Raw genomic sequence first — 15,084 nt, forward strand, 5'->3', positions numbered from 1 at the left:
CTTATTGTATCGTTAGAGTTAAAGGTTGATGCTGCCAAGTAAAAGTGACTGTTAAAGTGTTGTCAGTATTCTGCCAAATAGCATCTTTTATTAGTTTATTGTTCAGGCTTACTTTCTTTGGCGCTTGCTCAATATTATGAATAACTAACGTCATTACACGTGTCGTTGGCATGCTTTTATAACCTTTACCTGTGCGTTTAAGGCTTATGCTTAAATCTTCTTGCTGTTTAGCTGAAAACTGAAGTAATTCAAATAAACCTTTTTCGATAGCTTGATAGGTTTTGCCATCATCTTCATACATTTCATAGTTAGCAGTTGGCACTGATTTATCTGCATAATAATGTAAGGTTAATTTGCTGGCGTCATAATCTTGTGTCGATTGAATATCATCAATCATGGGAATAAACGCACCTGCGCGTACCAGCACTGGCAGAGTTTCTAAACGGGTTGGCAAGTTAATTGTTTGATTGCCTTTATATTTTTTAGCTGTTTTTTTATCACTAGTGAAGTAATCAAACCAAACACCTGCAGGTAAGTTTACTTCGACAGAAGTGACATTAGGGGATACCACAGGGGTTACTAGAAAAGCATCACCCCATAGGTAACTGCTGGCGTTATCAATAAGTAATGAATTTGTATCATCCTCAAAGAATAGCGGACGCATTAATGGCATACCTGTAGTACTGTTTTGATAGGCTAGGGTGTAATTGTATGGCAGCAACTTATATCTTAACTTTATGTACTCTCTTAAAATATCTTGGGTACGTTTGTCATGAAATACAGCTTCTGGTGCTATGTTATCTTGGCCGTGTGGACGGTAAATTGGCTGGAATATGCCATATTGTAACCAACGAATATACATCTCTTGATCAAATTGTTCGCCACCAGCAAAGCCGCCTAAATCAGAGTGAGTATAAGCCATGCCTAATAAACTCATTTGTAAGCTCAACTCAACTTGCGGCTTTAAACCACCCCAAGAACGACTCACGTCACCTGTCCAAGGGATCATGCCATAGCGCTGTGAACCCGCAAAACCAGAACGCATTAAAATAAATGGTCGTTGATCAGGGCTCATATTAACTTGATTATCAAACACCATTTTTGCCCATTGATGGCCATAAACATTATGAATGGCATCGGCATTAACTACACTGCCATCACTTAGCGTATGCAATGTATCGCTAGGATGAACTTCTGGCTCTCCTAAGTCACCCCACCAGCCAGTCACACCTTGCTGATAAAGCTTCTGATAAATATCATTAAACCACTGCTGACCTTTGTCATTAAAGACATCCACTAAGCCAGTATTACCAAAATAGAAATCAAATTGTTTCGCTTTACCGTGTTCATCGGTAGCTAATGCTTGATTATCAACAGCATCTTTCCACTTACTTGATGTGCTCAGTATAAAAGGCTCCGTGATTAAAATGGTGTTCACGCCTTTATCTTTAATATCACTGATCATTTTTTCAGGCTCAGGGAAGGCCTTTTTATCCCAAGCTAAATTCCCCATATGACCTTTAATATCTTTACCAAACCAATATAAATCTAAGATAAGTGCATCAAGAGGAAAGTCTAAATCGATAAACTTATCCACGGTTGCTCTAACTTCTACTTCTGTTCGATAACCAAAACGTGACGCATAATTACCTAAAGACCAGCGGGGTGGTAAAGGTTGTTTACCGGTAACATCAACATAATTATTAAGTAGTTGAGGGTAAGTGTCGGCAGAAAAAATGATGTAAGACATACGACCTGCGACAGCAGAAAATTCTAGAATGTTCTTTTCTTTTTTAGCTATATCCATATAACCCTTGGCAGAGTTATCAAATAGCACAATGTATTTGTTACTCGACATAACCGCTGGTATCGAGAAATTCATTTGTTCTGATTGCGTGGTATAGCCGTAATGCGCTCGATTATATAATGGGAAGCTATGGCCGCGTCTATCCATGCCTAATACCCGTTCACCACCACCAAGCATTTTCTCGGTGTCGTCTAGATGAAAGCGGAAGCCTTGAACCGGTAATTCTTTGGTGATTTTGGTTGCTGTGCTACTACCTTCTACCGGTGGTATTTCAATTGCTTCACTTACTGTTCCGCTAAAAAATCCTTGCTGCTCGGCGATGAGTAACTTGTTCTTTTGGTCTTTATCTTTCTGGTTCTCACTTTTTTGGTAATAACTAATAGAAAAGGGTGCTTTGTTAATAACAGCAATGAGTTTATTCAAGGTTAAGGTCAGCTGATTTTTATCTTCTTTAATAACAAAGTGACGGCTCAACGCTTGTTCCTTTATAGCGAAAGAAGGCAGGTGACTGGCCGGTAGTTGTTTTTTCAAACTTTGATAGTGGGTTGCTATTGCGCCTTCACCATAAGCATTTAAGGTGACGGTCGATAAATTTGTTGTGATAACAACACTATTTCCCTCTAACTTATGATTTAGGTAATTGCCATTACTTGCCAATGATGAAGTTGATATGGCTAAGCAAGCTAGCAAGCTTGTTAATAGACAAGTTAATAAGTTAACGCTGAAGTATTTATAGGTGAATAAACGCAAAATAATACCCTTAAGGTTGAGGGAAATACGAGAGTGCTTTTGATAATACCCTTAGTCTAAGGTACGCGACATCTTGAATACGTATGCAAGGGGCACTTCTCATTGCATAAGTATTACATACGTATGTAATTTAGGGGATTTGTTATACATACGTATGCAAAGCCTTTCAGCTAAGTTTTTATTTGCGTATTCTTATTTGAAAGAATTATTAAATGCTTGAGTAACGACAGTTGATAATAACTGTCGCCAAACAAGCAAGTATCAGTGTTGGGGTTTTCAAATGAATGAACAAATGTGGTGGCGTGGCGCGGTAATTTATCAAATTTATCCACGTAGCTTCTATGATGCTAATCAGGATGGCATTGGTGATTTGCCAGGAATTATTAGCAAGTTAGATTATATTGCTAGTTTAGGTGTTGATGCTATTTGGATCTCGCCTTTTTTCAAATCCCCAATGAAAGATTTTGGCTATGACATTAGTGACTATCGTGAAATTGATCCTATTTTTGGTACGCTAGCTGACTTTGATGAACTTGTCATAAAAGCTCATGCGCTTGGTATTAAAATTATGATTGATCAGGTGCTTAGTCATACTTCTGATCAACATCAGTGGTTTATTGATTCACGTGAAGATCAAACTAACGATAAAGCCGATTGGTATGTATGGAGTGATGCTAAAGCAGATGGCACAGCACCCAACAACTGGTTATCTATATTTGGTGGCACAGGGTGGACTTGGGAGCCAAGACGTCAACAATATTACCTACATAACTTTCTGACGAGTCAGCCAGATTTAAACTTCCATAATCCTGATGTGCGCCAAGCGGTATTAGACAATATTGAATTTTGGCTTGAACGCGGTGTTGATGGTTTCCGTCTTGATGCGATTAACTTTTGTTATCATGATGCGCAATTACGTGATAACCCTGCGAAGGCTAAAGAGTTAAGAACAAGCATCGGTTTTGATGAGAAAAATCCATACGCTTACCAGTATCATTATTACAATAACACCCAAGATGAAAACTTAGGTTTTATGGAAGATATTCGAACGCTACTGAACCAGTACCCAGGTACGGTTGCTTTAGGTGAAATATCTTCAGAAGACTCACTAAAAACCATGGCGGAATATACCCAAGGCGAACATCGTTTGCACATGGGTTACAGCTTTGATTTATTGACCGATAATTTTAGTGCGAGTTATATTAAACAAGTGGTGCAAAACCTTGAATCACGTGTTTTAGATGGCTGGCCATGTTGGTCTATTTCAAACCACGATGTAGAGCGTGTTGTTACAAGGTGGGGCGGTTTTAATAGTAACGATTTTGCTAAGATGCTCTACGCAATGATTTCGTCATTACGTGGTAGTGTTTGCAGCTATCAAGGTGAAGAGTTAGGTTTAACTGAAGCTGATATTGCTTTTGAAGATATTCAAGACCCTTATGGCATCACTTTTTGGCCACAATTTAAAGGCCGAGATGGTTGCAGAACGCCACATCCTTGGCAGCATGACTTAGTTAATGCTGGCTTTAGTGAAGGTAAACCTTGGTTACCCGTAGCGAACGAGCACTTTGATAAATCAGTAGATGTACAAGATGAAGTGATGGATTCAGTCTTAAATAGCTATCGTCACTTTAATCATTGGCGTAAAGAGCAACCTGCTTTACGTTACGGTGACATCAACTTTATTGATACTGATGAGCCGATATTAGCCTTTGTTCGTCAATACGAAGGTGAGCAGTTATTAGTATGCTTTAACTTTAGTGAACAAAGCCAAACAATGGCTTTATCTTCACTGACTAAAGCAAGTGATAGCCTAACTGTGTTATCTGATCATAAGCTAGTAAGCGGAACAATTACTGATGGTATCTTAATGTTACCGCCTTTTGGTTGTTTTTATAGCAAGCTTTAATCGCTTGCTTAGTCAGTTCCTTACTCAGGTATGTCAGTAAGTTAATACGGTAAACACAATAAGAGAAACTTTATGAATTTTATTAGTAAATGTTCGGTACTAGCAGCAATAGGTTTAGCCTGTGTAACATCGCAGTTAAGCCAAGCAAGCGAAGCTAAGTTAACAGCTAAAGCGGCCACGTTAGCACCTTATCAACAACGTGATTTTCAAGACGAAGTCTTTTATTTTGTTTTACCAGACCGTTTTTACAATGGTGATACTAGCAATGATTTAGGCGCGGCTGCGAATGATAAAAAGCGTGCTGTGTCTCGTGGAGGTTTTGATAAAAGCCATAAAGGTATGTATCACGGTGGTGACTTAGCGGGTCTTACTGACAAATTAGCTTATCTTGATAATATGGGCGTAAGTGCTATTTGGTTAACGCCAGTATTACGTAATCGCGCTATGCAAGCAGGTACCTCTGGTTATCATGGTTATTGGATTTTAGATTTCACTGAAATTGATCCTCATCTTGGCAGTAACGCTGAGCTAAAAAACTTTATCGACCAAGCACATAAACGTAATATAAAAGTATTTTTTGATATTATTACTAATCATACCGCTGATGTAATTAAGTACAAAGAATGTCACGGTGAAGACGGCTTAGGCTGGATTGTAGATGTAAGTGAAGGTAATGATTGTCCCTTTATTTCAATGGCACAACTTGCTAAAGGCAAGCATTACAGCCCCTTAATCCCTAAAGGTGAGGAAACATTAAAATACCCAGCATGGCTTAATGAACTATCTGAATATCACAACCAAGGTGATTCATTTTGGCGAGGTGAAAGCTCAGTACGTGGTGACTTTGCTGGCCTTGATGATTTATATACCCAAAAAGCCAGTGTTGTTAATGGCATGATCGATATATATAAAGATATCATTAATGAGTTTAAGCCTGATGGTTTTCGTATTGATACGGTAAAACATGTCAACATAGAATTTTGGCAACAATTCTCACCCGCTTTGATAAGTCATGCTAAAACACTGGGCATTGATAACTTTTTCATGTTTGGTGAGGTTTATAGTTTTGAACCTGAATTATTGAGTCGCTTTACTACTGAAGCTAAAATTCCTTCCGTATTAGATTTTGCTTTTCAAGGTGCGATGACAAAAGCTTTGGTTGAACAGCAGGGTACAAATGTATTGGCCCAATTATTCGCGAAAGACCATTTTTATCAAACTGAACATAAATATATTAGTAACACCAATGCTAATCAATTAGTTAACTTTACCGGTAATCATGACATGGGTCGCTTTGCTTATGCACTTAAACAAAGTCCTCATAACTACGATGAACAAGCACAAATTCAACGTAACTTGCTTGCACACGCCATGATGTTCTTTAGTCGTGGTGTACCGGTTATTTATTATGGTGATGAACAAGGGTTTGTTGGTGACGGTGGTGATCAAGCTTCACGCCAAGATATGATGCCTTCTTTTGTTGCTAGTTATAATGATGATGATTTACTGGCAACAAGTAAGACTACAGCCGATGATAATTTTGATACTAATCATCTTTTTTATCAAAGCTTTGCTAAGTATGCGCAGTTATATCAGCAATACCCAGCATTACGCTTTGGTGAGCAGGCGCTTGTTTATGCACAAGATAAAGCTGGTATTTTCGCCATCACGCGTCAAATGAAAGCGACAAGTAAAACTAAAGCGCAAAACCTATTGATTGTATTCAATACAGCGATTGATTCTCAACGCCTCAATGTATTATCAGAAAAGGCAGATAGTAAGTTACTTTATCGTTCAGTGAACGCTGGAAAAGCTGATGAAATAGCGCCACTGAGTTTTGCTATTTATCAATTGAAATAGCTATTAAACCTTAACTTACTTCATCGGTTAAGTGGTTTTCAGTTTAGTTGTTCTAATACCAATTCCGATAAGTTTCTGATCTTGTTGTACGAAGTAAAAATATTTCAGGGCAAGGCGCTTGATTGACCAATAGCTGGCTATTGGGATTGAAAGCAACGCCGTCATGGAGAATTTTAGCCAGTACAAGTGGTCAATAATTTAACGGAATTGGTATAAGGTAAGTCGAAATAAAAAAGCGACCTCAATTCATATTGATGTCGCTTTTTTTGTCGATAAAATTACTTCCACACGAGGAAATAGCTATAGCGTTATAATTTATGGGGTTGCTAGCCACTTCTTTAAAAAAACATATATCTTCTTTGGATCAATGGGTTTGGTTAGATAATCATTCATACCTGCCTCAATGCATTTCTCTTTATCACCTTGCATTGCGTTTGCCGTCATCGCGACAATAGGAATATTTTTATACCGCTCACCGGCAGCGCCGTCTCGGATTTGGCGAGTGGCTTCATAACCATCCATTTCGGGCATTTGGCAGTCCATAATAATTAAATTATAAGGTCGTTTTTTCGAGGAAAGTTGTAAAGCGGAAAGTGACTCTAAGCCATTGGCAGCAACGTCAATAATTAAGTTAAAATTCTTAAGAACACCTTTTGCCACTTCTTGGTTTATTCTATTATCTTCAACCAATAATATATGGGTATTTTCAGGCCAGGTTATTTCTTGAATATCATTTTTTTGATCTTCCGTTTTCAGTCCCTGTAAGTAATGGTGCATAACTAACGGTTGCGCCTGTTGTAAAACTTGACCATTCTCAGCAACCACTTGCAGTGCATTAAACAAATCGGACGTTGTCGCAGGTTTTGGGAAGTAGGCACTAAAACCCAAATCAGCGAAATATTGCGCATCCCCTCTGGAAACCATTGAGGTCATCATCACTAATTTAATTTTATTGAATCGTTTGTCTTTTTTTAACAATACAGCTAATTGTTCTCCGTCCATGTTAGGCATTTGCATATCTAAAAAAGCGACATCAAAAAAAGGTTTACTTGGGTCTAATATTTGTTGTTCACATAGGTTTAACGCATTTTGACCACTATCTGCTTCGGTAACACTTGCTCCCCAATGCGTTAACTGTCCGGTTAACACATCACGATTAGTTTTATTATCATCGACAACTAATAAATGGAGCTTGTTAATATCTATGGAAGGTATTACTAATTGAGATTTAGGTGATTTTTTAAATTCTACAACGACGGTAAAAGTACTGCCTTTGCCTTTGTCACTACTCACCGATATATTGCCATGCATTAAACTACAAAACTTCTTCGCAATGGCCAACCCAAGCCCTGTGCCGCCATATTCTCTGGTAGTTGAAGCATCAACTTGGGTAAATGCTTCAAAGAGTTGTTTTTGCTTATCTGCTGAAATACCTATACCGGTATCAATGATCGAACAATGAAATTTCCACGTGGTCTCATTTTTAGAAAATAACTCCGCTCGAATTATTACTTCACCGTGCTCAGTAAACTTAATCGCATTACCGACAAGATTGGTCAATATTTGTCTTAATCTACCGGGGTCTCCAATAACGAGTGATTCATCAATCGTTGAAACATCTAAAATTAACTATAAAGATTTGTTTTGTGCTTGAAAAGCCATCGCCTCAGAAAACTCACCTAACATGCTATTGAGGTTAAAGTCGATTAGCTCCAATTCCATTTTACCCGCATCAATTTTAGTGAAATCTAATATGTCATTGATTAAGGTTAATAAAGACTCGGCACTACTTTGTGCCAGTTTTGCTCGGCTATGTTGCTCTTCATTTAATTGAGTGTTTAATAAAAGCCCTAACATGCCTAATACACCGTTCATCGGTGTACGAATTTCATGACTCATGGTGGCTAAAAACTCATTTTTTATTTTGGCACTTTCTTTAGCTTCTTCTAAGGCTATTTCTAATTCAGCAGTACGATCTTCTACTTGATTTTCTAAGTTCTCCGCAAATATTTTTAATTCGTTTTTTGACTCATCTAGGTGTGAGTACATAGTGTTAAAAGAACGTGTAAGAACAGCTATTTCGTCACTGCCGCCATTATTAGTTAATACTATATTTTTATTGCCTTTTACAATTTCATTGGCCGTATGGGTTAGATGTTTTATTGGAGCCAATAGGCGATGAGACAACCACGCCATAACGATACTGAGTAATAAAACACTAATAAATACCCGGGTAAACATACGCTGGCCAAAACTCGCTGAATCCTTTTCAATAAGTTCATGAGATACAAGGCTACCAATAACCAGTATATTTTCTACATTTAGTGGATCAATTTGATGGTGAAAGGTAATAATATTACTGGATTGCTGCTCTAATACCGATATTTTTACTCTTTCGGTACTCTGTTGTAATAGGTCTAGTGATTGATAATCCTTTAGCAACCCAGCTTCTTTGCCTAACGCGAATGAGAATTCTCGGTCTTTATTTGCATGTAATAAATAATCACCTTGGTTATCAGCGATAAAATATTTCACATTGTCTGGAGGATTACGAAATAATTTAGACAGAATGTTAAAGTCAGCATTAATGATCATTAACCCTAAAACTTCACCTTCAAAATAAATCGGTGAAGCCACACGTACGACGGGTTGCAATGGAAATGTTATGTTGCCATATTCTCTATTAAGCTCAATCGGTGATAAATACTGCTCATTTTCCTTAAGTAATAATGTATTTACGACATAACTGCTTGCCCCCTTTTTTTGTAGATCACTTTCTTCAATGATTTGTTGCTCATCATTTCTCTTATCAATACGAACAATTTCTTTACCGTTATTACTTTTACCAATAAATCTCACTTGAATGTATTCAGGTCGCTGGCGCATTAATCCCATTAGCTCTAGCGTTAAACGTTCTTTCAATAAATTGCTGGTCATGTTGCTCAACTCATCATAACCGTCTTTATCTTCAGCACGATAATAGCCGGTAATAGACTCCGATCTGGCGATGGTTGCTACATCGTTTTTCATTTGAGTAATTTTTTGATCAAATGAACTTATTTGTCGATCCAGATCTTTTGCTAAACGCTGTAAACTGTGATCTTTCATTAAGGAAGCCGCGTCGTTATAAGTTAGTACAGAAGTAAACAATATGCTGACGCCGGCAACTAAAAAAGCGAAGGCGGCAAATTTAATCGCTAATGAAAATTTCATCCATTATTCCTCGAATTAACCTGGATAGAGTAACGAGATAACATCAGTAAATTTTCCTCAAGTGTAAGAAGTTTTCGGTAGACATCAATAAGTTGTTTATTATTAACTTTTACCGATTTTACCGCCTGTGTATCGATCCCCCAAAACAGTCCCATCTCAGATATTCCCAAATCAAGCTGCCAAAACACGCTGTAAATATCAGCGATTTTTACATTGCTTACCTTTGGTAATGAAACACTAGCGTTAGTAGATAGGCCCTGTTGAGTATTTATCTGTGCTATTAATTTTTTAAGGTAAAATGCTTTCTGTAAAACGTCTTTATTACCAATTGTTTTAGTGTTTTTATATTGTTTATTCACAGGAACGATTTTTTTTACGGCTTGTTTTTTATCTACCGCTGATGCTGCAGCAAAGTGACTATTTAGTTTGTCTATTTTATTTACGAGGTAATCTACTTTTTGAAAAAGATGATTTTCATCAAAACCTTGGTTGCTTAAAATAGCTTTCAATGTTGAGGCGATTTTCCACATATTGATATAAGCATCACTTGGTTTTTTATCGAAAAAATATTCAATTTCATCCTTTATTATCCAAGTGCCAGTCACCATTCCAGACTCTGTGAAAACCATATTTAAGTATTCATCGACACGTAATGATAGATCAAAAACTTCTTGTGGCGTAATTTCCTTTTCAGGGTAGTTTTGTGCTGCTGATAGTCCTAATCCCTGATTTTCACGCAGTAGAACAATCATTTCTAACGTTTCTAAGCCTTGGGTAAATACATGTCGAGGTTGTAGGTTTTTTACTTTGGGTATAATGAAAGGGGGTATTCTTATGCCTTTTAAGCGACAAAATTTAAATAATTCTTTTAAAATATGATGAGTTAACGAATAAACATCATTTGGCGTTTTTATCAGTAAACTGACATCATATTGTTGTAATTTACGCTTATCTAAAAAAGGAGGTAATAAATCTTGCGCGTAATTAATATTAAATATTATGTCATCAGAGGTTATAGCCGTTTTTGTTAGTTCCTGTGGAAAATACCGTTCAAGACCTAAATGATATTGAATACGTTGTAGTTCAGCAAAGACTATGCCCATGGCACTGTAGACATCACTCGGGCTGATCACTCTTTTAGGGACATCTATAACTCTGACCGGATCCATAGACAAACTTTTATCAATGGCATTTATTCTCACTGTTAACGCTTTTACTGCGGCTAAAGTGTGGTTGGGGTGCTTATTTTTAGTGCGTTTTGCTATAGGAGATATTACGGGTAAATTTTGGCTAACTCTTAAAAACCGGGCTAGTGAAACAATTTGTTGGCTGGCAACATAAACATCCGAAGGGGAAATACCGCGTAAGCCAAGAGATCCATCTAATGCTAAAGAGATCTCTTCAAGTTTTGCATAAACATCGTTAGGGGCTTTACCTGTTACTTTTTGTTTTATCGACGTATCTTCGATAACGATGTTGATATTATTCAACATTGCTAACAATTCTTGGCGTGCAAAGTAAACTTGGTTATAGACTTCATTTGGGGTGATCTCTCGACCGCCAGGATAATTTACCGGAATAGCCCCTATTTTAAGGACATTGACACGATATCGGTTTATCTTTTCAATGATTACCACCGCCTTTTGAAAAACATGCCTAGGCTTATAGTGATTTTCAACTGCGATGGTTACCCAAGGATTCAATTTTCCTTCTTTTAGGTGCCATTGTTTTATATTTTTCTCAAGTAATAATGCCTCGGCATACACATCGTTGGGCGTATAGTCTTTGGCTTGAACCATGAGACAAATAGACAGGCTGAATAATATCAAAAGAAAATATTTTTTCATAAACAAGTCATTTCGCTGGTGTTGATATATCTATTTTTTTTATCTATCAAGTCAGTCTCTAATAAGTATATTTTCTTATATTAGAGCATAGTACAACTTATTAATTAAAGCCGAGTAAGTGGTCGTTCAGTAAAAATAATGGAAGGGAAGGCAGTGCTTTTTCTTAGACTTAATACGGAAAATATTCATCAGAACATTACAGTTTAACGATAGCGAAATTTTCTATGCATATTAAAATAATTTATCGCTATCATCACAGGTTATGTTGGTGGGAATTTTATATTTTTGAAAAAACTAATAATCGATTATTAGCTGGCATTTCATTATCGTCAATTAAATTAAGTCCCGTAGAATTCGCCAATAATAATATCGCTTCTATATCCCTAATACCGCTATTTATGTCTCTATCTTTGAGCCAAATATCAAAGTTGGCATTGCTTTCGCTGGTGAACTTTCCCTGATAATTAAAAGGGCCATATATACAAACGTTAGCTTCTGCCGTTAAGTTTTGAGCAATAGCTTCAAAAAACTTAACTACTAACGGCCAACTGATTATATGTAGAGTATTGGCGGTATAGAGCCCATCAACGGCTAGGTTATTGTTAGGCACCGGCCAAGTTTTATGTAAATCAATAGTAATAGGTCTTTGCACATTCGCTAAAACAGTTTCATCTAACCAACCGTTAATACCTTGATGGTTTACTGGCAAATCACTGGTTTGCCAAGTTAGGTGAGGTAGGTGTTGGCCAAAGAAAACTGCATGTTGTCCTGTTCCAGAGCCAATTTCTAACACATGTTTAGTGTTTGAAAATACTTTGGTTAAAATATTTAAAATCGCTTGTTTATTATTTTCACATGCTTGGGAAAAAGGTTTATTCATCATATTTATTCTTAATCACTATCTTAAGGTACGTTTTTTAAAGGTACTGTCTTAAAAGGTAACATCTGTCGACATTGCTGTTGATACGTTAGCATATGCTTTTGCTCTTGTTGACAAAAGTCTTTAATGGCCTCTCTAAAAGCGGGATGTTTTATCCAGTGGTAAGAGTGCGTTAATACCGGCTCGAAGCCTCGTTGTATTTTGTGTTCACCTTGGGTACCAGGGTTAAAGCTTTTGAGTTTATTTTGAATACAAAATTCGATACCACGATAATAACAAAGCTCAAAATGTAAATTATTATGAGGTTTAGTACAGCCCCAATATCGACCATATAATTGAGCTTCATCGTAAAAGAATAGTGCACAAGCAATATCTTCTTGTTCATCACTGGCAATAATCAATAAAATATTATCGGTCTCACTGGCTAGTATTTGTTTAAAAAACTCATAACTTAAGTGTGGTTGATGACCTCGTTTTAAATAGGTTAGTTGATAGGTTAAATAAAAAAACTCAAGGTCTTGTTGGCTAATTTCGTTATTTTTCAACTGACGAACGTTAATGTTTTGTTGAATGATAGAGAGTCTTTCTTTGCGAGTATTTTTTCTTTTACGCGAGTTGAAGGTATTTAGAAAATCTTCGAATGTTTCATAATCATGATTAAACCAATGAAACTGTACCGTATTACGCTGATAAACATCTTCCGGTAAAGCGGTCTTTATTTCATCGCAATACAAAATATGCCAGCTATTAATATTCTGTTGTTGGCAATGTGCAATTAATGGCTCAAAAAGCTCATTCATTTTCAGCGCTGAAGAAAGCAATTTATCACTACTAACCGGGGTAAAGGGAATGGTAGCCACTAATTTAGGATAATACTCTATGCCATTACGTTTATAGGCATCAGCCCAATCCCAATCAAAAACATATTCGCCCCAAGAGTGACTTTTCAAATACATCGGCATGACAGCCGTCACTTCATTGTTAGTGGTTGCCACTAAATGATGAGCTTGCCAGCCTTGTTTAGCGCTGACCGATTGACTTTTTTCAAGGGTATTAAAAAAATCATACTGAAGGAAAGGGCAAGGAGAGCTATTTAAATTCTGCCAAGTATTAGCGCATATTTTGTCTATATGGTTAACGAAGTTAATGTTTATGTCGGCATTCAATAGAATATTTCTCACTAGCTAAAGGCTGTTATAATTTACACACATGATACCTCAAAGCTTAGCTTCATCCTTACCAATTTTGTAGAGGTAAACAGGAGACTTGTAAAAATCATCGAGTCGTATGGTTTTGCTCGGTTGCCATGAGGGTAGGGCAAAATTATTGCTGATAAGAAAGTTAATGTCAGCTTGCTCTAAGCGTAATTTTTCATCGATTTTCCCCATCGCCTCGGGAAATAAATAACACACTAAGACCGATGCTTTAGATAAGTCTGCTTTATAAAAGTTTTGTCGGTGTAACGTTAGGTTTTTTAATCCTAATACTTTTTTGAGTAAGGACGATGTTAGCCATGGCAGATAGGATAGTTCGTATCCCACGATTTTCCTTTGCGGATATTTCTTGGCAATACGTATTACGAAGTTGCCCCAGCCACTGCCTAAGTCAATGATGGTACCGCTGCCGGTTTCATCAACTAACTGCATCATAGCAAGGTAGGCTTTATTTGAACTTGGCATCGGTGTAATACCTAGTTTTATCGTACTGTATACGATAGAACTGGCAACAAAGACCATCATAAAGGCAAGAATAATAAACAAAAAAATGTCGGGAATTATCAAAGCTAAACTCTCAAATAGGATACGTTATTTTTCAACATCGACGATATTCTCTACTAAAAAGTCTAAGAAAACCCGTGTTTTTGGGGAGAGCATCTCTCGCTTCAAATAAATAGCGTAAGTGGCACTTAATTCTTCATAAGGGCTAAAAGTATAATCAGGCATAACTTGAATTAAGCTGCCATCGGCTAGCTCATTTTTAATTGCCCATAGAGGGATTAACGCTAAGCCTGCATCATTTAAGACTAGCTGTTTTTGACCATTAACCGAGTTAACCGAAATAGCCTTGTTGAGGGAAAGTTTTGTTCTTTCTTCAGCCATTAAAAACCAATCTTTCCAGCGAGCATAGTTGTATCGGATACATTGATGATCTTTTAACGCTTCAGGACAGTCTGGAGTTCCATTGATAGTTAGATAATGAGGACTTGCGCATAATAAAAAGTTATTTAACGCGAGTTGCCTTGCTATCATGGATGAGTCAGGTAAACGCCCACTGCGAATGGCTACATCGATATTTTCTTCGACCAGATCAACAACTCGCTCGGTTAATTCTAGTTCTATATCAATATTTGGGTACAGGGATATAAACTTCGGCATCAATGGCAGTATCACACTTTCGCCAAAGCCCACGGTCATACTTATATTAAGCTTACCTTTGGGGGCTTCTTGCAAGTCATTAACGACTCTTTTAGCTTCATCAAACTCAGAGACAATACGTTGAGAGTATTCATAATACTTGAGGCCAGCTTCTGTTAAGCCAGTATTTCGAGTGGTTTTATTTAGCAGACGTACGCCAAGTTCTTGTTCAAGTACGGCGAGTTGTCTTGAAATAGAAGAGGGTTGTACATCAAAAATCCTACTGGTTGCAGAAATACTACCAGTTTCGACCACACTGTTGAAATACAGTAACCGATTCAGTGAACTCATCATGGATCTTAGGATTATTGATAGTGTGATCACTTTAACTTTGCGTTGTCTAAAAAGCAAATGTGATTTGCCAGTTAGGTTATGGTTTGCTCAATTAGCAATGAGTAGAATAG

At 37.1% G+C, this 15,084-nt stretch carries 10 protein-coding genes; 2 read left to right on the forward strand and 8 right to left on the reverse strand.

Features of this window, described 5'->3' with window-relative positions:
- Window position 1 precedes the first annotated feature (1 nt).
- Window positions 2-2,557: a glycoside hydrolase family 31 protein gene (locus CXF85_RS00515; RefSeq protein WP_101226573.1), complete on the reverse strand. Its 2,556-nt coding sequence runs from the start codon at window positions 2,555-2,557 to the stop codon at window positions 2-4.
- Window positions 2,558-2,837: 280 nt separating this feature from the next.
- On the opposite strand from CXF85_RS00515, the gene CXF85_RS00520 reads away from it, so the two are divergent.
- A complete protein-coding gene (locus CXF85_RS00520) occupies window positions 2,838-4,466 on the forward strand; it encodes an alpha-glucosidase family protein (protein WP_101226574.1) in 1,629 nt (542 codons plus the stop codon).
- Window positions 4,467-4,538: 72 nt separating this feature from the next.
- Window positions 4,539-6,326 (forward strand): alpha-amylase family glycosyl hydrolase, encoded by a 1,788-nt coding sequence (locus CXF85_RS00525; RefSeq protein ID WP_101226575.1) that lies wholly within the window; start codon window positions 4,539-4,541, stop codon window positions 6,324-6,326.
- 315 nt (window positions 6,327-6,641) lie between these two features.
- On the opposite strand, the gene CXF85_RS00530 is transcribed toward CXF85_RS00525, so the two are convergent.
- From CXF85_RS00530 to CXF85_RS00560, 7 genes are all read right to left on the reverse strand, one after another.
- The gene (locus CXF85_RS00530) at window positions 6,642-7,952 is read right to left on the reverse strand and encodes a response regulator (RefSeq protein ID WP_332870679.1); all 1,311 of its coding nucleotides are present in this window, start codon (window positions 7,950-7,952) and stop codon (window positions 6,642-6,644) included.
- A gap of 3 nt (window positions 7,953-7,955) precedes the next feature.
- Window positions 7,956-9,539, reverse strand: coding sequence for a cache domain-containing protein (locus tag CXF85_RS23030; protein ID WP_232771025.1), 1,584 nt, complete (start codon window positions 9,537-9,539; stop codon window positions 7,956-7,958).
- On the reverse strand, window positions 9,536-11,386 hold the full coding sequence (locus tag CXF85_RS00540) for a hypothetical protein (protein ID WP_157828999.1): 1,851 nt from the start codon (window positions 11,384-11,386) through the stop codon (window positions 9,536-9,538). The genes CXF85_RS23030 and CXF85_RS00540 overlap by 4 nt, the downstream gene beginning before the upstream one ends.
- 277 nt (window positions 11,387-11,663) lie before the next feature.
- Window positions 11,664-12,266 (reverse strand): DUF938 domain-containing protein, encoded by a 603-nt coding sequence (locus CXF85_RS00545; protein ID WP_101226841.1) that lies wholly within the window; start codon window positions 12,264-12,266, stop codon window positions 11,664-11,666.
- Window positions 12,267-12,289: 23 nt separating this feature from the next.
- The gene (locus tag CXF85_RS00550) at window positions 12,290-13,447 is read right to left on the reverse strand and encodes a GNAT family N-acetyltransferase (protein ID WP_232771026.1); all 1,158 of its coding nucleotides are present in this window, start codon (window positions 13,445-13,447) and stop codon (window positions 12,290-12,292) included.
- Window positions 13,448-13,483: 36 nt separating this feature from the next.
- Window positions 13,484-14,047, reverse strand: coding sequence for a class I SAM-dependent methyltransferase (locus tag CXF85_RS00555; RefSeq protein WP_232771027.1), 564 nt, complete (start codon window positions 14,045-14,047; stop codon window positions 13,484-13,486).
- 24 nt (window positions 14,048-14,071) lie between these two features.
- The gene (locus tag CXF85_RS00560; RefSeq protein WP_101226578.1) at window positions 14,072-14,971 is read right to left on the reverse strand and encodes a LysR family transcriptional regulator; all 900 of its coding nucleotides are present in this window, start codon (window positions 14,969-14,971) and stop codon (window positions 14,072-14,074) included.
- Window positions 14,972-15,084 lie beyond the last annotated feature (113 nt).

The sequence above is a fragment of the Colwellia sp. 75C3 genome (assembly GCF_002836255.1).
Taxonomy (GTDB): domain Bacteria; phylum Pseudomonadota; class Gammaproteobacteria; order Enterobacterales; family Alteromonadaceae; genus Colwellia.